This window comes from Symbiopectobacterium sp. Eva_TO (assembly GCF_053848865.1).
Window position 1 is genome coordinate 2162088 of record NZ_JBSPEY010000004.1, and the last position, 19475, is coordinate 2181562.

General features: G+C 53.1%; 13 protein-coding genes and 6 pseudogenes. 5 read left to right on the forward strand and 14 right to left on the reverse strand.

Translation table 11 applies throughout. The annotated features are described in order from the left end of the window. Window positions 1-3: 3 nt before the first annotated feature. Window positions 4-438, forward strand: a pseudogene (locus ACWWJF_RS13385) (formate dehydrogenase subunit gamma); the annotation flags it as partial. 161 nt (window positions 439-599) lie between these two features. Here the strand turns inward: ACWWJF_RS13385 and pgl are convergent. Then, complete coding sequence (pgl, locus tag ACWWJF_RS13390) at window positions 600-1598, reverse strand: 6-phosphogluconolactonase (protein ID WP_455869713.1); 999 nt, start codon at window positions 1596-1598, stop codon at window positions 600-602. Window positions 1599-1733: 135 nt separating this feature from the next. Between pgl and ACWWJF_RS13395 the strand changes: the two genes are divergently transcribed. Then, window positions 1734-2578, forward strand: a protein-coding gene (locus tag ACWWJF_RS13395; RefSeq protein WP_455869714.1) for an IS5 family transposase whose coding sequence is annotated in 2 segments (ribosomal slippage) — window positions 1734-2079 and window positions 2079-2578 — 846 coding nt in all. Because the reading frame shifts where the segments join, the coding sequence is not laid out codon by codon here. A 34-nt stretch (window positions 2579-2612) separates the two neighbouring features. Beyond that, entirely contained in the window at window positions 2613-3434 is an 822-nt protein-coding gene (locus tag ACWWJF_RS13400) for a pyridoxal phosphatase (RefSeq protein ID WP_455869715.1), read from the forward strand. Window positions 3435-3569: 135 nt separating this feature from the next. Here the strand turns inward: ACWWJF_RS13400 and modC are convergent, their stop codons facing one another. From modC to ACWWJF_RS13460, 12 genes and pseudogenes are all read right to left on the reverse strand, one after another. Continuing rightward, window positions 3570-4628, reverse strand: coding sequence for a molybdenum ABC transporter ATP-binding protein ModC (modC, locus tag ACWWJF_RS13405; RefSeq protein WP_455869716.1), 1059 nt, complete (start codon window positions 4626-4628; stop codon window positions 3570-3572). Next, entirely contained in the window at window positions 4628-5311 is a 684-nt protein-coding gene (gene modB, locus ACWWJF_RS13410; protein WP_455869717.1) for a molybdate ABC transporter permease subunit, read from the reverse strand. The genes modC and modB overlap by 1 nt, the downstream gene beginning before the upstream one ends. Next, window positions 5308-5445, reverse strand: a pseudogene (locus tag ACWWJF_RS13415) (substrate-binding domain-containing protein); the annotation flags it as partial. The pseudogene ACWWJF_RS13415 and the gene modB, both read right to left, overlap by 4 nt. A gap of 13 nt (window positions 5446-5458) precedes the next feature. Continuing rightward, a pseudogene (locus ACWWJF_RS13420) lies at window positions 5459-6319 on the reverse strand (IS3 family transposase); the annotation flags it as partial. An 8-nt stretch (window positions 6320-6327) separates the two neighbouring features. Further along, on the reverse strand, window positions 6328-7659 hold the full coding sequence (locus ACWWJF_RS13425) for an IS4 family transposase (RefSeq protein WP_455869718.1): 1332 nt from the start codon (window positions 7657-7659) through the stop codon (window positions 6328-6330). A gap of 141 nt (window positions 7660-7800) precedes the next feature. Further along, the gene (locus ACWWJF_RS13430; RefSeq protein ID WP_455869719.1) at window positions 7801-8100 is read right to left on the reverse strand and encodes a transposase; all 300 of its coding nucleotides are present in this window, start codon (window positions 8098-8100) and stop codon (window positions 7801-7803) included. A gap of 73 nt (window positions 8101-8173) precedes the next feature. After that, window positions 8174-8569: pseudogene (locus ACWWJF_RS13435) on the reverse strand (helix-turn-helix domain-containing protein); the annotation flags it as partial. Window positions 8570-8898: 329 nt separating this feature from the next. Further along, complete coding sequence (pyrD, locus tag ACWWJF_RS13440; protein ID WP_455869720.1) at window positions 8899-9909, reverse strand: quinone-dependent dihydroorotate dehydrogenase; 1011 nt, start codon at window positions 9907-9909, stop codon at window positions 8899-8901. Window positions 9910-10261: 352 nt separating this feature from the next. Then, window positions 10262-11106 (reverse strand): IS5 family transposase gene (locus ACWWJF_RS13445; RefSeq protein WP_455869721.1). Its coding sequence is split into 2 segments (ribosomal slippage): window positions 10262-10761 and window positions 10761-11106, totalling 846 coding nucleotides; the frame shifts between segments, so codons are not numbered across the junction. A gap of 59 nt (window positions 11107-11165) precedes the next feature. Beyond that, window positions 11166-12146 carry an N-acetyl-D-Glu racemase DgcA gene (dgcA, locus tag ACWWJF_RS13450; protein ID WP_455869722.1) on the reverse strand — a complete coding sequence of 327 codons (981 nt, stop codon included), beginning with the start codon at window positions 12144-12146 and terminating at the stop codon, window positions 11166-11168. Beyond that, a complete protein-coding gene (gene dgcN, locus ACWWJF_RS13455) occupies window positions 12143-13144 on the reverse strand; it encodes an N-acetyltransferase DgcN (RefSeq protein ID WP_455869723.1) in 1002 nt (333 codons plus the stop codon). The genes dgcA and dgcN overlap by 4 nt, the downstream gene beginning before the upstream one ends. Before the next feature lie 106 nt (window positions 13145-13250). After that, window positions 13251-13945 (reverse strand): annotated as a pseudogene (locus ACWWJF_RS13460) (IS1 family transposase). 210 nt (window positions 13946-14155) lie between these two features. Between ACWWJF_RS13460 and ACWWJF_RS13465 the strand changes: the two are divergent. After that, window positions 14156-15324, forward strand: a protein-coding gene (locus ACWWJF_RS13465) for an IS3 family transposase (RefSeq protein ID WP_455868400.1) whose coding sequence is annotated in 2 segments (ribosomal slippage) — window positions 14156-14411 and window positions 14411-15324 — 1170 coding nt in all. Because the reading frame shifts where the segments join, the coding sequence is not laid out codon by codon here. 8 nt (window positions 15325-15332) lie between these two features. Here the strand turns inward: ACWWJF_RS13465 and ACWWJF_RS13470 are convergent. Beyond that, window positions 15333-16427 (reverse strand): annotated as a pseudogene (locus ACWWJF_RS13470) (IS256 family transposase); the annotation flags it as partial. A 333-nt stretch (window positions 16428-16760) separates the two neighbouring features. Here ACWWJF_RS13470 and pepN point away from each other — a divergent pair. Next, window positions 16761-19376: an aminopeptidase N gene (gene pepN, locus ACWWJF_RS13475; RefSeq protein ID WP_455869724.1), complete on the forward strand. Its 2616-nt coding sequence runs from the start codon at window positions 16761-16763 to the stop codon at window positions 19374-19376. Window positions 19377-19475 lie beyond the last annotated feature (99 nt).

Below are 19475 nucleotides of genomic sequence, written 5' to 3' on the forward strand. Positions count from 1 at the left end.
ACAGTGCCAATGTTCTTCCGTTTTGTGAGCCACAATATTCCGAAACGCCGTGACCTTCCCTGGTTCCTGCATATTGTTGAGGTTCTGAAAGGCAATGAACATAACGTCGCAGATGTGGGCAAATACAACCCGGGCCAGAAAATGATGTTCTGGAGCATCATGGGGTTGACGCTGGTGTTGCTGATTACCGGCATCATCATGTGGCGGCCTTACTTTGCCCACCTGTTCCCGATCGATATCGTGCGTTACGCTATTCTGGTTCACGCGGCAGCAGCTATCGTGTTAATCCACGCCATCCTGATTCATATGTACATGGCGTTCTGGGTACGTGGTTCCATCAAGGGCATGATCGAAGGCAAAGTTTCTGCCAAGTGGGCGCGTAAGCACCACCCGCGTTGGGCGCGTCAGGTGCTTAACGAAGAAGAAGAGAAAAAGTAAATCTCAATCTCGTCGTTCCCGCGCAAGCGGGAACCTCTTTTATCTGGCCTATCATTCCCGCGCAGGCGGGAATCTCTTACAGACGAAACGCGTTACTTCTGCCAGAGCTCCCCTGCCTTCGCCGGGGATGACGAACTATGAAGCCACGATTCCCACACGACTCAATCAAGCGCCAACACACTCACCCACATCGGCCCCTGCCCTACCGCATAGCGCGCCAGTGGTTGCAGCTTTCCGCTTTCCTGATCGATGCGATACACCTCAATGTGCTGGGACTTCTGTCCAGCAGAAATCACAAACTCCCCCTGGTGATCGATGTTGAAACCGCGCGGTTGCGTCTCCGTTGGTTGATGTCCCACCAGCGTTAAGGTACTGCCATCTTCGGACACCTGGAAAATACTTAACAGGCTGGCAGTACGATCGCTGCAATAAAGGAAACGACCATCTCGCGTCAAATGAATATCCGCAGCCCAGCGGGTATCCGCAAAGCCCTGCGGCATGGCATCCAGCGACTGCACGGTGCGCGCTTTGCCCGCTACCGAGTGCAACTCAATCACATCAACCGTACTGTTCAACTCATTCACACAGTAGGCAAAACGCTGATTTGGGTGAAAATCCATATGCCGTGGGCCTGCACCATCCACCGCGTGGAGGTCCGCTTGCGCCGCAACGTACAGCTCACCCTCAGCAGAAACGTCATACAAACGAATGCGATCTTCTTTCAAACACGGTGCCCACAGCACTCGGTTTTGAGGGTCGATATTGCTCGAGTGGCAGCCTGATAGCCCATCCAGTTGTTGAATCGGCTCCCCCACAATGCCTTCGGCATCAATCGGACTGACGCTCAACGTTTCTCCGCTATAGGATGCGCTAAACAGGAAACGCCCTTGGCGGTCAGTGGACAAATGTGTCGGACTTCCCGGCAACGAGGCAGAACCAACCTGCGTCAGCAAACCTTGTGCATCGATAAGGTAACTGATGGCCGAGAACGTCGGGCGTACCCCAACGTAAAGATGCTGTTTGTTGGGTGCTATCACCATCGGCTGCACCTGACCCGGCGCATCGACAACCTGTAACAACGTGAGCTGCCCCGAAGACGCCAACTGCCAGACGTGAATCTGCTGGCTTTCCGGACTGGCGATATAGACCACTTGCTGCATGCTTTTCTCCTTGGTTTGTCGCATTTTGCGCCATGCTACTTAGGGTGTAACATTATGGGCATTAACGCAATTCTAGGCTGTGTCCCTTAATCCCATGAGTTATACTAACTGTTTGTTTCTACATCATTTTGAACTATGGCTCGCTACGACCTTCCCGATGAAGCATGGGCTATCATCCAGCCCTTACTCCCTGCTGAACCAGCAACACCACAGGTCGGACGCCCATGGGCTGAGCATCGCATGATTATCAATGGCATGTTCTGGGTGCTGTGCTCTGGTGCCCCATGGCGTGATTTACCTGAGCGATACGGCCCATGGAAAACCGTTTATAACCGCTTTAACCGATGGTCAAAATCGGGAGTTATTAACATTATTTTTAATAAGTTACTTTCATCACTTGATGCCCATGGCCTCGTGGACTGGTCAGCGACTACGCTGGATGGTAGCAATATCAGGGCGCTGAAATGTGCTGCCGGTGCTCAAAAAAACATTCCGATATCACCGGAGATAATAGGCTGGGTCGCTCTCGAGGTGGTTTTGGCACCAAAATCCATATGGCTACAGACGGAAGTGGTCTTCCGTTAAACATCGTGTTGAGCCCCGGTCAGGCTCATGAAAGTCAGTTTGCACTACGTCTTTTGGACGGTATTGGTGTTCAACGCCAGAACGGCAGTATGAAACGCCGTGGTCATGCGGTGCTGGCTGACAAGGCGTACTCCGGGCATGTATTACGTAACGAGCGGAAAAACAGAGGTATAAAAACTGTCATCCCCCGAAAATCCACTGAAAAAATGGCGGTGGATGGTCGTTCAAAGCTCGATCGTGACGCCTACCGCAATCGGAACGTTGTTGAGCGGTGCTTTGGCCGTCTGAAAGAATACCGTCGCATTGCGACATGTTACGACAAAACGGCGAGGAATTATCTGGCAATGTTGAAACTGGGCTGCATCCGACTGTTTTACCAGAGGTTATGTAATTAAGGGACACAGCCTAGACTCTCTTAATAGGACCGCTATGACGTATCGTATCATTGCTCTTGATTTGGATGGCACATTGCTGGACAAACAAAAGAAAATTTTACCGGAGTCCCTCACTGCACTGGCGCTGGCGCGCCAACAGGGTGTCAAAGTGGTGATCGCCACAGGGCGGCACCATTCTGCGATTTATCCGTTCTATCAGGCGCTGGAGCTGGATACGCCGGCGATTTGCTGCAATGGCACCTATCTGTACGATTATCAGAATAAACAGACATCTCAGGCCAATCCATTGACAGCGACACAGGCTAAAAGCGTGCTGACCTTGTTAGGCGAATATGGCATTCACGGTCTGATGTACGCCGATGACGGCATGCTGTATCAAGAACCCACTGGCCATGTGATTCGCACTCAGGCGTGGGGTGAAACCCTGCCGCCACACCAGCGCCCCACCTTCCTTCACGTTGACAACCTGCTGAACGCCGCCGATCGGGTGCAAAATATCTGGAAATTCTCCCTTTCGCATTCGGATACGCAAGCGTTAGATAACTTTGCCAATCGGGTCATGGAAGAGTTTGGCCTGACCTGCGAGTGGTCCTGGCAGGATCAGGTTGACGTCGCCCAAAGCGGAAATAACAAAGGCAAACTGCTGCGTGAGTGGGTCACGTCTCAGGGCTATGACATGAGCGAGGTGTTGGCCTTTGGCGATAACTTCAATGACATCAGTATGCTCGAAGCCGCAGGGCTCGGCGTTGCTATGGGCAACAGTGATGACGCCGTTAAAGCGCACGCCGATCTGGTTATCGGACACAATGAAGAACCGGCTATCGCGCAGTTAATTCGCCAGCGCGTGTTGCAATAAGGTCATCCTCGGCACAAACCGGAATCTCTGGCAGAAGTAACGCGTTTCGTCTGTAAGAGGTTCCCGCCTGCGCGAGGATGGCGTGAGGATACGGGGGAATGACCTGGGAAATGTGCATGGCACATACAGAAAGCCCTACGCCGTAATCGACACGCTTTTGATCTGCGCATACAGCCACATATCCGCACGCAGTCTCAGATCATCGCGCGCCCAAGGTGAAATCCGAGCCCAGAGGATTTGTCCCCCCACCGACAGCTTCACTTCAACCTGTTCATCGACTTCAATGCATTCCAGTACCTTAGCGGGCAACACGTTACGAATACTGCTCGTCGTTGGCGGCTGCAACACCAAAGAGACATCGACCGCGTTAACACGAATACGCAACGGGGTTTTCAAAGGTATGGAAACCCGATTCACCCACAGCCGTTGCTCGCCCAGCGACAGCGCCGTCATGGCATAACGCTCGTGCTGTTCCATCACTTTCACATTGAGAATGCTGCTTTGCTCATCGCTCGGTAACCAGGGGCGCATCGCGCTACTCGCCCATACCTTTTCCAACCGACCTTCCGCTTTAACCTTACCGTTATCCAGCACCACCACGCGATCGGCGAGCCGCACGATCTCTTCCATGCTGTGGCTGACATACAGGATAGGAATGTTGACCTCTTTCGCCAACGTTTCCAGATAGGGCAACAGCTCACGTTTGCACGGCAAATCAAGCGACGCCAGCGGCTCATCCATCAGTAGCAGTTCCGGTGCGGTCAGCAAGGCACGCCCGATCGCCACACGCTGCTTTTCGCCACCGGAGAGGGTGAGGGGTAAGCGGTTTAACAGAGCCTCAATGCCCAGCAATGCCACAATGGCATCAAACTGTGATTTCATGGATGACGCCATGCCATAGCGTAGATTGCCTTGCACACGGTAGTGCGGAAACAGCCGGGCATCCTGAAACACATAACCCACATGGCGCTTTTCGGGCGGCAGGCAGATACGTTTTTCCGCATCCATTAACACGCGGTCATTGAGCACAATACGGCCAGACTGTGGGCGCGTCAGGCCCACCACCGCATTGATCAGCGACGTTTTTCCTGCACCTGATACGCCAAACACCGCAGAAATGCCTGATGCGGGCAATTGGGTATCCACACTCAAATCAAGATCGCCGAGGCGTTGATGAAAATTAAGCTCCAGCATTACACCCCCAACCGTTTGCGGCCCCAGCGGGTTAACCACTCAGAGAGCAGCAACGACGCCATTGAGAGCAGAATGGCAATCACACACCAGCGCGCCGCATCAGCTTCTGCACCCGGTGTTTGAATCAATGTGTACATTGCCGACGGGATAGTACGCGTTTCCCCCGGAATATTGGACACAAACGTAATGGTTGCACCAAACTCACCCAGCGAGCGAGCAAACGCCAATACGGTACCTGCCACAATGCCGGGAAATGAAAGTGGCAACGTGATTGTGAAGAAGACGCGCCAGGGGTTAGCACCCAGCGTTCGGGCGGCCAGTTCCAACCGCGTATCCACCGCTTCCAGCGCCAGGCGGATTGCGCGCACCATCAGGGGAAACGCGATCACGGCAGACGCTAGCGCGGCTCCGCGCCAACTGAAACTGAGGCAGAACCATTCATAAAGCCATTGGCCGATAATCCCTTTTCTGCCCATACCGATCAGCAACAAATAGCCAATCACCACTGGAGGCAACACCAGCGGCAAATGGATAATGCTGTCTAACAGCGACTTTCCGGGAAATCGGCAGCGTACCAACACCCATGCCGCCAGGATCCCTAGCGGCAGGCTGAATATTACAGAGGTGATGGAAACTTTAAGACTAAGTTCAATGGTTTGCCATTCGTAATCCGTAAGCATCATCCGCGCGGCGTGAAACCATAGCGTTTGAACACATCCGCAGCGGCAGGCGTTTTCAGGTATTCGTAAAAACCGGTCACCGTCGCGTTGTTATGATCTTTGATGATAGCCATCGGATATTCGACCGGCTTGTGGCTCTCTTTGTAGTGGTCAACTAATATTGGCCACCGCATTAGACTGTATGTAGAACAGTCGCTCAGATTCGTTTGGAGTTAAGCCGCCGTTATACCAGTGAGGCCGGATAGCGCTGTAATACCCCGTGATGTAGCGGATAATCGCGTCCTGGGCTTCGCTGAAGCTGTTGTAACCCTTTGTCGGCACCCATTCTGTCTTCAGGCTGCGGAAGAACCGCTCCATTGGCGCATTATCCCAGCAGTTACCCCGCCGACTCATACTCTGCTTTATCCGGCAGCGCCACAGGGCTTGCCGGTATTGACGGCTGGTATAGTGGCTGCCCTGGTCGCTGTGGAACATGACTCCTGTTGGTTGTCCCCGGAGTTCCCAGGCCATCTGCAACGCTTTAACTGTCAGCGCCGAGTCCGGCGACGTCGACATGGCCCAGCCCACCGGTTTGCGGGCGAACAGATCTAGCACCACCGCAAGGTAAGCCCAGCATTTGCCCGTCCAGATGTAGGTCACATCGCCGCACCAGACCTGATCCGGCGCGGTAACCGCGAACTGGCGGTTGAGATAGTTCGGTATTTCAACGTGTTCATTGCCGCCGCGTTTGTATTTGTGAGCCGGTCGCTGGCAGCTGGCGATACCCAGCTCCTTCATCAGCTTGCCAGCCAGCCAGCGCCCCATTTTGACACCAGAGCTGCCGGTGACGATGGTCGCGATACTTCGAGCGCCGGCAGAGCCGCCGCTGGCGTTCCAGGCTTCCATGACGCGACTACACTTAACCACGCGCTCACCGTCGGGTTCATTAGCGGAAGCCTGCCAGTGCCTGTAGCTGCTGCGATGTACCTCAAAAGTTTGGCACAACGCCGTGACCGGGTATCGCGCCCTCAGCCACCTCGTTATACACATCTCTGTTCGTGCCTGAGCGCGCGTAGCGTTTCGGCGGCCGTCATGACTTTCTGCAAGCCTTTCCTGATAGTTTTTGCGCCTGGTTCACCGTCGCCTTTTCGAGCAAGAAAGCCTCCCAGTTGCGCAACTAAGCGCAATACTTCGTTTAGCTTAGGGCGGCCCTTGGGCATACGCTTGTTCATCAGTAGGTAAGCGCCATGAGTCTCGTCGGAATCAAAGAACAACATTGCGTCCAGCTCTGGACAGGTTCGTCCCATACGCATTAAATAGGCGATGCGCCATGCCACGATCATGAACAGCGCCAATGCCCGCTCAATGCGATCCACGGTCGATAACTGTAACGCTTCGACACAGCAGCCGTTCTTCAGCACATTGAAGAACATCTCGATTTCCCATCTAGCCCGATACCAGTCGATCAGCTCCACGATATCTTCTCGTCCTTCAGGTACGCGATTGCTCAGCAACCGCCACTCGACCGGCTTCACGCCTGCTGGCGGCTCAATTTCCTTGGCTATCACACAAGTCACTGCCAACCCGCAACGCAGCGACACTCGCTTCACGCGCAGCGCCTGTTTCACCGTACGCGCCTTCTGCCCCGCGCGAGCCGCCATAACGAATTGGATTTCTCCCACCGGCACGGTTTTTCCAACCTTCTGCCAAAGCTTCTCATTACAGTCCAGACTGCGATTATGAGTCGAGCGGATCAACCAGTCAGCCGGAGTGCCAAGGTCATCAGCGAGCTGCATCAACGCCTTGATATCCGCTTCGCGATCGGCTAAGTACACCAGACGTGTGTTTGGCAACTCCGAGGCGAGTTCAGCAACTCGCTCGTATCCCTCGAGCCAGCGCGTACTCTCCTTGAGCCCATCGCGTTTTCCGTCTGCATCCTTCGACTCTCTTGCCCACATCCACGCATCCAGTACGCCCAACCCCACGCGATCCGGACTGACCGCGTAGGTCGGATACAGGTACAGACCACGCCTGGCTTCGTAGTTCAAGGGACCCAAGCCTTGGATTTGCTGCCCGTTGAAGTCAAGCTCGGTAGTGTCTTGGATACACAGCACAACCTCGTGTTCTCGGATCCTTTCCTGCGTACGCTGCCAGTGAGGTTGCAGAATGTCTCGCCATTCGAATGCTTGGTTCTCCATGAAGCGGTAAGCACCCAGCGTCTCAGGCCATCCGAGGCACGCATGCGGAATGCTGGCTTGCGGATTCTCAGCCAGCCGTATCAAAAGCCCTTTGGCACGCTTATTGAGCCTCGTGTCACCAAGATTTACCCCTTCCAGTTCTTGGTGTGCCCAGCCATCTGAATCCCGTGTCATTTTTCAGCGCCGTAAATGGCGATAGTACACGTCGGTTTCACTTCATTTACAACCCCACCGGCTGCCTATTTCAGCCCGCTAACCCTTGGCATATAAGGCGTTGCGGACTTGTGTATAACGAGGTGGCCCTCAGCCTGTCGACTACCGTGAACCGTTGAGTGAGTCCGACATTAAGAGCGCCGTAGCCTTTTTTAGGATTTCGTTCTCCATTTCAAGGCATTGGACTTTTTTCTTCATCTCACGCAGCTCGAGCTGTTCAGGGGTAAGAGGAAGTCCCGTTGGCGTTTTTCCCTGTCGTTCAAGGCGAAGCTTATTGACCCAGCGACTAATGGCAGAATGGCTGACATTAACCGCCTCTGCGGCCTTAACGTATGTGTAGCCGTGGTCGACAACCAGCTTTGCGGCTTCGAGCTTAAATTCCGCCGTAAAATGTTTACCCATGAGGTCACCTGTCGTGTTGATGAGGTGAGCATATCACCTCCGATCAGGTGGCCAGTATCAGTGTGCCACTACACACCGTGGAAGCATGCAACTGGCAACCGGTTATCTCATTGATTTTTATCGCTAGCAGTTCCGTGCTCCAGCGCGAACGCTGATAGCCAAAATCATGAGGGGAACGCTTTACGAGCTGGATTAACAGTGCGCAGATCTGTTCAAACGGCCAGCGACGGCCACGACCGGGCCGCAGAGATTTGAGGCCTTCAATGCCGTACAGGGTGAGCCAGTTAATCCATCTGCCGATTGACGAACGGGCGCAGCAAAGCATTCTGGCGACATCGCTCACGCGCTCGCCCCGGTGCAACATCAGGATGGCGGTCAGCCTGCGGGCGTGATTCTTGTCACGCGTTTTATGGAGAGTTTTCTTCATCAGGCGTCGTTCGTTACGGGGTATCGGTGCTATGCTCGACATCGCTAAGTCCGGTTGATGATTTGGGATCTTTATCGATTGATCAGATCGCCTACTCGGACTCATATCGTTATACACATCTTTTGGCCATTTTTTGAACAGGATGCTCAGAACCCCGTGAATTAAGGCATTCAAGCCATCCCATTGGCTTTTTGAGGTTCAAAATGCCACTCTGAGATAAACCCGTAACTCATTGATTAAACAGTGCGTTAGAAAGATGTGTATAACGATATGACTCGGACTGAGTTCCCTTCAGGTGATCTACTATTCGGAACAGTTATTTAGCTGGGGGAATAAATAAACCCCCAACGAGAAATGATGTGATGAAAAGATTAAATATGGGTAATGATATCTTTAATCAGGCGCGGTCCATGAAAAATAAAGCCGGAATATATCTGTACCAGGGATGCACCCGCTGCCATTTTTTCCCGTGCGGCCATCAGTGAATCGACCCCGCCAACGCCAATAATCGGCAAACGGCCGTTCAATTCTTGTGCCAGACGACGAATAACTTCGGTGCTGCACTGCTGTAACGGACGTCCGCTTAACCCACCGGTTTGCCCGCAATGATTTAACCCCTGAATCAAATCACGATTCAGTGTGGTATTGGTGGCAATTACCCCATCAATTTTATGGCGCACCAAACTATCAGCAATTTGGATCAATTCTTCCTCAGAAAGATCCGGCGCGATCTTCACCGCGATCGGCACATATTTTTGATGCTGTTGATGCAATGCTTCTTGTTTATTTTTAATCGCCTGCAACAGATCGTCCAACGCTTCGCTGTATTGCAGAGAACGTAATCCCGGCGTATTCGGTGAAGAGATATTGATCGCAATATATCCGGCGTGTGCATAGACCTTGTCCATGCAGATCAAATAGTCATCTTTACCCTGTTCTACGGGCGTATCTTTATTCTTGCCGATATTAATTCCCAGCACACCACCAAAACGGGATTTTTTTACGTTCTCGATCAGGTTATCCACGCCATGGTTATTAAATCCCATGCGGTTAATTAACCCTTCCGCTTCTACGACGCGAAACAGACGCGGTTTATCATTACCCGGCTGCGGACGCGGTGTTACCGTACCGACTTCAATATGACCAAAGCCCATTGTGCCCAGCGCATCAATACAATCGCCATCTTTATCCAGACCGGCGGCTAAGCCGAGTGGGTTTTTAAAAGAAAGGCCCATGCAGGTAACAGGTTTGGTGGGAACGGATTGGCGAATAAGAAATTCAAAGGGGGTATTAGATAAACGACGTAACTGCTGGAAGGTAAATTCGTGAGCCCGTTCTGGATCGAGCTGGAAGAGTGCCTTCTTGATTACGGTATATAACATAGTGTCTCCTGAGATCCCAAAAGTCATGCATGCAAAATAACAATAAAGCGGGTGACTTCCTGACGCACGGCGGGGAATGGTAATGAGATCGAGAGGGAAAGTAAAACACTTATCACAGAAAACTGGTTCCCGCTTAACGCCATATCGTTATACACATCTTTCTAACGCACTGTTTAATCAATGAGTTACGGGTTTATCTCAGAGTGGCATTTTGAACCTCAAAAAGCCAATGGGATGGCTTGAATGCCTTAATTCACGGGGTTCTGAGCATCCTGTTCAAAAAATGGCCAAAAGATGTGTATAACGATATGGCTTAACGCGGGAACCTTGGGGACAGATTAGGCTGTGTCCCTTAATTACATAACCTCTGGTAAAACAGGCGGATGCAGCCCAGTTTCAACATTGCCAGATAATTCCTCGCCGTTTTGTCGTAACGTGTCGCAATGCGACGGTATTCTTTCAGACGGCCAAAGCTCCGCTCAACAACGTTCCGATTGCGGTAGGCGTCACGATCGAGCTTTGAACGACCATCCACCGCCATTTTTTCAGTGGATTTTCGGGGGATGACAGTTTTTATACCTCTGTTTTTCAGCTCGTTACGTAATACATGCCCGGAGTACGCCTTGTCAGCGAGTACCGCATGACCACGGCGTTTCATACTGCCGTTCTGGCGTTGAACACCAATACCGTCCAAAAGACGTAGTGCAAACTGACTTTCATGAGCCTGACCGGGGCTCAACACGATGTTTAACGGAAGACCACTTCCGTCTGTAGCCATATGGATTTTGGTGCCAAAACCACCTCGAGAGCGACCCAGCCCATTATCTCCGGTGATATCGGGATGTTTTTTTGAGCACCGGCAGCACATTTCAGCGCCCTGATATTGCTACCATCCAGCGCAGTCGCTGACCAGTCCACGAGGCCATGGGCATCAAGTGATGAAAGTAACTTATTAAAAATAATGTTAATGACTCCCGATTTTGACCATCGGTTAAAGCGGTTATAAACGGTTTTCCATGGGCCGTATCGCTCAGGTAAATCACGCCATGGGGCACCAGAGCACAGCCCCCAGAACATGCCATTGATAATCATGCGATGCTCAGCCCATGGGCGTCCGGCCTGTGGTGTTGCTGGTTCAGCAGGGAGTAAGGGCTGGATGATAGCCCATGCTTCATCGGGAAGGTCGTAGCGAGCCATAGTTCAAAATGATGTAGAAACAAACAGTTAGTATAACTCATGGGATTAAGGGACACAGCCTAGCCCCACAGCGCGGCTGAAGGCGGGTTGATGATGCTGCCTTGGTAGTCCAGCCCGTTATCGCGATCGCGTTGCAGCAACAGCGGGCCATCCAAATCCACCACATCAGCCCCCTGCGCCACGATAAACGCAGGTGCCATCGCTAACGATGTACTGACCATGCAGTCTACCATAATTTTTAGCCCGTGCTTGACTGCTTCATCACGCAGACGCAGCGCTTCGGTTAAACCGCCGGTTTTATCCAGTTTGATGTTAATCATGTCGTAACGACCCACCAGTCCGGCCAATGAATGGCTGTCATGACAGGATTCATCGGCACAAATCGGGATGGGGCGTGGCAGGGATGCCAGCGCCTCATCTTTCCCTGCGGGCATTGGCTGTTCAATCATGGTAACACCCAGTTTGACCAGTTCCGGCACCAGCCGGGTATAAAGCGCTTCATCCCACCCCTCGTTGGCATCCACGATCAGGCGGGCAGAAGGAGCCCCCGCGCGCACGGAGGCGACGCGTTCCAGATCGTGTTGATCGGCCAGCTTCAACTTTAGCAAAGGGCGGTGTGCCTGCTTCTCTGCCGCCTGGCGCATGTGCTCTGGTGTGTCCAGAGACAGGGTATAGGCGGTTTCCAGCGTGTGCGGTACCGGCAGAGTGAGGCGTTGCCAGATGCGTTGACGATAGAGCTTGCACTCCAAATCCCATAAGGCGCAGTCGAGCGCGTTGCGCGCCGCTCCCGCAGGCAAACGGGATTGCAGCGTGAGTATGTCCAGTCCGTTGCGCAAGTCGCTCTCAAGCGAAGCAATTTGCTCTGTGACACTGTCGACCGACTCACCATAGCGCGCATAAGGCAGACATTCACCGTAGCCGGTAATATCACCGGTCCGAAGGGCGGCAACCACCACATCGGCCTGCCTTTTGCTGCCGCGTGAAATGGTAAACACTTCACGCAGCGGCCAGCTTTCACGAGATAAGGTAAGTTCGGTCATAGGCTGGCCAATGCTTCAACGATACGGCCCACACCGTGACGCACCGGATCAACCGCCGGCAGGCCGAATTCAGCTTCAATGTTTGCCAGCAGAGAGAGGGCGGCGTCTTCATCCAGTGCCGAGGTATTCACCGAGATGCCCACAAATCGGGCGTTAGGATTGGTCAGCCGCGCCATCGACAGGTTGAGTGCCATGCAGGCCGCCAGATCGAGGATCGGGTAGTCAACGCCACGCATGGTTTTGCGTGTTGGTTCATGACACAGTACCAGCGCATCCGGTTGCGCACCGTGAATAATCCCGGTGGTTACGCCTGCGAAGGACGGGTGGAACAGTGAACCTTGGCCTTCAATCACATCCCAATGATCTGCATCATTGGCGGGCGCCAATACTTCAACGGCACCGGCGATGAAGTCAGAAACCACTGCATCAATACTGACACCTGCACCGCTGATCAGAATACCGGTCTGGCCGGTGGCGCGGAACGTCGCCTTGCCGCCGCTTGCCAGAATCTCTTTTTCGATGGCCAGCGCCGTGTACATTTTGCCACAGGAGCAATCGGTGCCGACGGGCAACAAGCGTTTGCCGCTGCGCTTGCGGCCGTTTGCCACCGGGTAGGTTTCCGTTAGATGGCGCACATCAAACAAGGAACGTCCCAGTTTTGTCGCCAGTTCGCGCAATTCCGGTACGTCAGCGAGTTTGTTGTGCAGTCCGGCAGCGAGATCCATGCCGCTTTCTAGCGCTTCACGCAAAATGGCGATCCATTGCTGAGAAATAATGCCACCCCGGTTGGCTACGCCAATTACCAAGGTTTGTGCTCCGGCGGTGCGTGCTGCTGCGATATCCAGATCCGGCAGGCCGCAATCCGCGTGACAGTCCGCCATACGGTATTGGCCCACACAATATTCGGGATGCCATTGCTTGATGCCGATAGCGACCTTGGCGGCTAACTGATCGTGCGCATCACCAAGAAAAAGCAAATAAGGCTTTTTGATATCCATTATTTTTCCTCATTAAATTTTTGACGTAATAAATGATAAATCGCTATCAGGCGCGTCAGTGATTGTTATCTGGATAACAGCTGATTACCTTTGGTAATGACTCCAATTAGTAGAACATGTGTTTTTCGATGAAGGCTCCGATGACTTTTTCGTGGATCTCGACGGAGCGCGAGAAGCAAATCGTTTTACGCGCCAGTCGTTTAATGCGGGTACGGAGCGTCAGGTTATTGCGCTCTATGCGTTGCGTGAAGATCTTGCCAGTCAGATGTTTCTGCTTCGGAACCTCTCTTGCATAGCTGCCCCAGTTGTCACTGGTAATCATGCCGATGTTGAACGGTGTCAACAGAGCCAGCAATTCACGGCAGGTCTCATCGGTTCGGGGGCCAAAAGTGTAGGCCAGAACACCGCCCGTTTTGGTATTGTAAGCGTACCAGAGCCAGTGCTGTAGCGCCTGACTGCCAACGAAGCTCCATTGCTCATCAAGTTCACAGATAAGGGCGACGTCGGCGTGAGCAACGGGAGAAGACGTTATCCTGCGGGGCGAGAGCTTTTTAAAGCCCGGATGACCGTATTGATGCCGATTTTCAACGTTCTGGCGGTATCGCGAACACCGGCACCGTTGAAGGTCATATCAACGATCTGCTCTTTGACTCCCGGCTTTCGCGCTTCATAGCGGTAGGTAAGCTGGAATACACGGCGACAGCACTAACACCGGAAGCGTTCGCGCTTAGTTGGACTAAGGCCATGTCGATAAACTTTATCTGAATGGCAGCGAGGGCAATGAACAAAAACAGTAACCACGTGGAAACCTCAAATAGCGGCAGAATATCACAAAAGCCAACTATTTGAAGGCATTACCTTACCTTTGATAATATTCATCGGCTTTTTATTGGCTTTGTTGAATAAATAGAAAGTTTGGGTAATCATCGGATCAGATCTGTAGTGGCACACTGATACTGGCCACCTGATCGGAGGTGATATGCTCACCTCATCAACACGACAGGTGACCTCATGGGTAAACATTTTACGGCGGAATTTAAGCTCGAAGCCGCAAAGCTGGTTGTCGACCACGGCTACACATACGTTAAGGCCGCAGAGGCGGTTAATGTCAGCCATTCTGCCATTAGTCGCTGGGTCAATAAGCTTCGCCTTGAACGACAGGGAAAAACGCCAACGGGACTTCCTCTTACCCCTGAACAGCTCGAGCTGCGTGAGATGAAGAAAAAAGTCCAATGCCTTGAAATGGAGAACGAAATCCTAAAAAAGGCTACGGCGCTCTTAATGTCGGACTCACTCAACGGTTCACGGTAGTCGACAGGCTGAGGGCGCGATACCCGGTCACGGCGTTGTGCCAAACTTTTGAGGTACATCGCAGCAGCTACAGGCACTGGCAGGCTTCCGCTAATGAACCCGACGGTGAGCGCGTGGTTAAGTGTAGTCGCGTCATGGAAGCCTGGAACGCCAGCGGCGGCTCTGCCGGCGCTCGAAGTATCGCGACCATCGTCACCGGCAGCTCTGGTGTCAAAATGGGGCGCTGGCTGGCTGGCAAGCTGATGAAGGAGCTGGGTATCGCCAGCTGCCAGCGACCGGCTCACAAATACAAACGCGGCGGCAATGAACACGTTGAAATACCGAACTATCTCAACCGCCAGTTCGCGGTTACCGCGCCGGATCAGGTCTGGTGCGGCGATGTGACCTACATCTGGACGGGCAAATGCTGGGCTTACCTTGCGGTGGTGCTAGACCTGTTCGCCCGCAAACCGGTGGGCTGGGCCATGTCGACGTCGCCGGACTCGGCGCTGACAGTTAAAGCGTTGCAGATGGCCTGGGAACTCCGGGGACAACCAACAGGAGTCATGTTCCACAGCGACCAGGGCAGCCACTATACCAGCCGTCAATACCGGCAAGCCCTGTGGCGCTGCCGGATAAAGCAGAGTATGAGTCGGCGGGGTAACTGCTGGGATAATGCGCCAATGGAGCGGTTCTTCCGCAGCCTGAAGACAGAATGGGTGCCGACAAAGGGTTACAACAGCTTCAGCGAAGCCCAGGACGCGATTATCCGCTACATCACGGGGTATTACAGCGCTATCCGGCCTCACTGGTATAACGGCGGCTTAACTCCAAACGAATCTGAGCGACTGTTCTACATACAGTCTAATGCGGTGGCCAATATTAGTTGACCACTACACACCACCTTTTTCACTGCGTCGTCAGTCGGGAACACCTTGCTTTTTTTAATCGCATGCCGGATCACACTGTTCAGCGACTCGATGGCGTTGGTTGTGTAGATGACTTTGCGGATATCTGCCGGGTAAGCGAAGAACGTTGCCAGATTGCTCCAGTTCGTCTGCCAGCTCCGGCCTATCTGTGGATAGCGGCTGTCCCATGCGCTGGCGAATGCTTCCAGCGCCTGCTGGCCTGCTTCTTCCGTAGCGGCCTGATAGATGGCTTTCAGGTCGCGTGTGACGGCTTTGTAGTCCTTCCAAGAGACGAACCTCAGGCTGTTGCGTACCATGTGCACGATGCTCAGCTGGATGCGGGCTTCCGGATACACCGCGTTGATGGCGTCCCGGAAGCCTTTCAGACCGTCGACACAGGCGATGAGGATATCGTTCAGGCCGCGGTTTTTTAGTTCTGTCAGCACATTGAGCCAGAACTTCGCGCCCTCGTTTTCGGCCAGCCACATACCCAGCAGTTCTTTCTGGCCCTCGATGTTGATACCCAGTGCCAGGAACACGGATTTATTGATGACGCGACTGTCCTGCCGGACCTTCAGGATGATACAGTCAAGGTAAACAATGGGATAGACTGCATCCAGTGGACGATTTTGCCATTCAGTAACCTGTTCCATCACGGCGTCGGTGACCTTCGAGACCAGCGCCGGTGAGACATCCGCGTCATACAGCTCGTTGAACGCAGACGCTATCTCGCGGGTGGTCATCCCTCTGGCGTACAGGCACCGGATTTGGTTATCCATCCCGGTGATCCGGGTCTGGTTTTTCTTCACCAGTTGTGGTTCGAAGGAGCCATCACGATCGCGCGGAGTACGTAGTTCCAGAGGGCCATCGCCGGTGGTCACGGTGTTTGTGGAATAGCCGTTGCGGGAGTTGGCCCCCGGTTTGGGCTGATTTTTATCGTAGCCCAGATGGTGGGACATTTCGGCGTTGAGAGCAGCCTCAACGCTGATTTTCTTCAGCAGGCGATCGAATTGGCTGAGATCGTCAGGGGTTTTGAGATTTTTGGCCAGTTCGTTAGCCAGAGCCTGCAACTGTTTTTCGTCCATAAATTAACCTGTTTTTGATGTTGGATTGAACATATCAAAATCAGGCAATTACACAAATTTATGTACAGGGTCTGGGCCTTTCGTGCTCTGGCCCGGCTATTATTCTCATTCACCTAGCGCCTATTCTATTAGGGCTATTTTACTTGCCATTTTGGTCTTGGGCAGTGCTCGAAATCTTCACATACTCCGGGTACGCTCCAGTTTCCGCACGCTGTCCGTGACCAAACTGGCTGCGCCAATTACGCCTACTGGAGTAGGCTCTTAATGATGGCAACATCGTTGTAACAGGCATAAACTGAACTGTCAAAGCAAAGAGTGAGGTGTAAACATTCTATGAATCAACAGCCGCAAGTAAAATACCGTCATGATTACCGTGCGCTGGACTATACCATCAGCGATATAGCGCTTGATTTTGTTCTGGATGCACAGAAAACGCACGTCACGGCAGTTAGCCAGGTGGTTCGGCAGGGAGAGGCGGGGGCGCCGTTAAAACTGGACGGTGAAGGGCTGACGCTGTTAAGCCTGACAGTGGATGGTCAAGCCTGGCCGCACTATCAGGTTGAGGATGATGGATTGGTGTTAACGCACCTGCCCGACGCTTTCACGCTCAGCATCGTCACAGAGATCAACCCCGCCGCCAACAGCGCGCTGGAGGGATTATACCAATCTGGTGTTGCGCTTTGTACCCAGTGTGAAGCGGAAGGGTTCCGCCACATCACCTATTATCTGGATCGCCCCGATGTACTGGCGCGCTTTACCACGCGTATCACCGCCGATCCGGTTCGCTATCCTTATTTACTTTCCAACGGCAATCGCATCGCACAGGGCACCCTGGATGATGGTCGAAACTGGGTTGAGTGGCAGGATCCGTTCCCGAAACCGTGCTATCTGTTCGCGCTGGTGGCGGGGGACTTCGATGTGCTCAGCGACAGCTTTACCACCCGTTCCGGGCGCGAAGTGGCCTTGGAGTTGTATGTCGATCGCGGCAATCTCGATCGTGCGGGCTGGGCGATGACCTCGCTGCAAAATGCCATGAAGTGGGATGAAACCCGTTTCGGTCTGGAGTATGACCTCGACATCTATATGATCGTCGCGGTGGACTTCTTTAATATGGGTGCGATGGAAAATAAAGGGCTTAACGTCTTTAACTCCAAATACGTGCTTGCCAAGGCAGAAACCGCTACCGATAAAGATTATCTGAACATTGAAGCGGTGATCGGCCATGAATATTTTCACAACTGGACCGGTAACCGCATTACCTGCCGTGACTGGTTCCAGCTCAGCTTAAAAGAAGGACTGACGGTGTTTCGCGATCAAGAGTTCAGCTCAGATCTGGGATCGCGCCCGGTAAACCGCATCGACAACGTGCGTGTGATGCGCGGTGCGCAGTTTGCCGAAGACGCTAGCCCGATGTCGCATCCGATCCGCCCAGATCAGGTCATTGAAATGAATAACTTCTACACCCTGACATTGTACGAGAAGGGTTCGGAAGTGATCCGCATGCTGCATACGTTGCTGGGTGAGGATAAATTTCAGGCGGGCATGCGGCTTTATGTGGAGTGTCATGACGGGAGTGCGGCCACCTGTGATGATTTTGTGCAGGCGATGGAAGATGCCTCGGGAGTGGATCTGACACAGTTCCGCCGTTGGTACAGCCAGTCGGGTACGCCGGTGGTGACGGTGCGCGATGATTATAATGCTGCAACGCAGCAATATCTGCTGTCGGTCAGCCAAAAAACGCCCGTAGGCGCGGATGGTCAGGAAAAACGCCCGCTGCATATTCCGTTGGATATTGAACTGTACGATCAGCAGGGCAACGTGATTCCGTTGCAATATGCAGGTCAGACGATCGATTCGGTATTAAACCTGACCGAAGCAGAACAGACGTTTGTGTTTGATAATGTGCCGAGTCAGCCGATCCCCTCTTTATTAAGGGAGTTCTCTGCGCCGGTTAAACTCAACTATGCCTGGAGCGATGCGCAACTGACCTTCCTGATGCGTCACGCACGCAATGATTTCTCGCGCTGGGATGCGGCGCAAAGCCTGCTGGCAAACCATATTCGTCTCAACGTGGCGCGCTATCAGCAACACCAACCGCTCTCGCTGCCACTGCATCTGGCCGATGCGTTTCGTGGGGTATTGTTGGATCCTGCGCTGGATCCGATGTTGGCGGCACAAATTCTGACGCTGCCCAGCGAAAACGAAATCGCGGAGCTGTTTGAGATTATCGACCCGCTAGCCATTGCGGAAGTGCGCGAAGCGATGGTTCGAACATTGGCGACAGAGCTGGCCGATGAGTGGCTCGCGGTTTATCGCGTTAACGTCACCGCAGAGTACCGTATCGAACATGCTGATATTGGTAAACGCGCGCTGCGCAACACCTGCCTCTATTATCTGGCGTTTGGTGAGGTGGCGCAGGCTGATGCGCTGGTAAACGCACAATATCAGCAGGCGGATAACATGACGGATGCGTTGGCGGCGCTCTCCAGTGCAGTCAGTGCGCAACTGCCGATACGCGATACGTTGATGGCGCAGTTTGACGATCACTGGCACACCGATGGCCTGGTGATGGACAAGTGGTTTACCTCGCAAGCTACCAGTCCGGCCAGTGACGTGTTGTCTCGGGTGCGAGCGTTGCTGAACCATCGTTCATTCAGCTTGAATAACCCCAATCGACTGCGTGCGCTGGTTGGAGCGTTTGCTAGTGCCAACCCGGCCGCGTTCCATGCCGCGGATGGAGAGGGCTACCGTTTCCTGACCGAGATCCTCAGCGATCTCAATACCCGCAATCCGCAGGTCGCTGCTCGGTTGATTGAGCCACTGATCCGGTTGAAACGCTATGATGAATCGCGTCAGACGTTAATGCGTCAGTCACTGGAGCAATTGAAAACGCTGGATAACCTCTCTGGCGATCTGTTTGAGAAAATCAGTAAAGCGCTGCAAGGCTAGGCTGTGTCCCTTAATCTGTATTAGTCGCGACTTGATCTGACACTGGACCTTGAAAGGTTGAGAGTTACCGGTTTTGATATGGGTGTCGAATCCTTATAC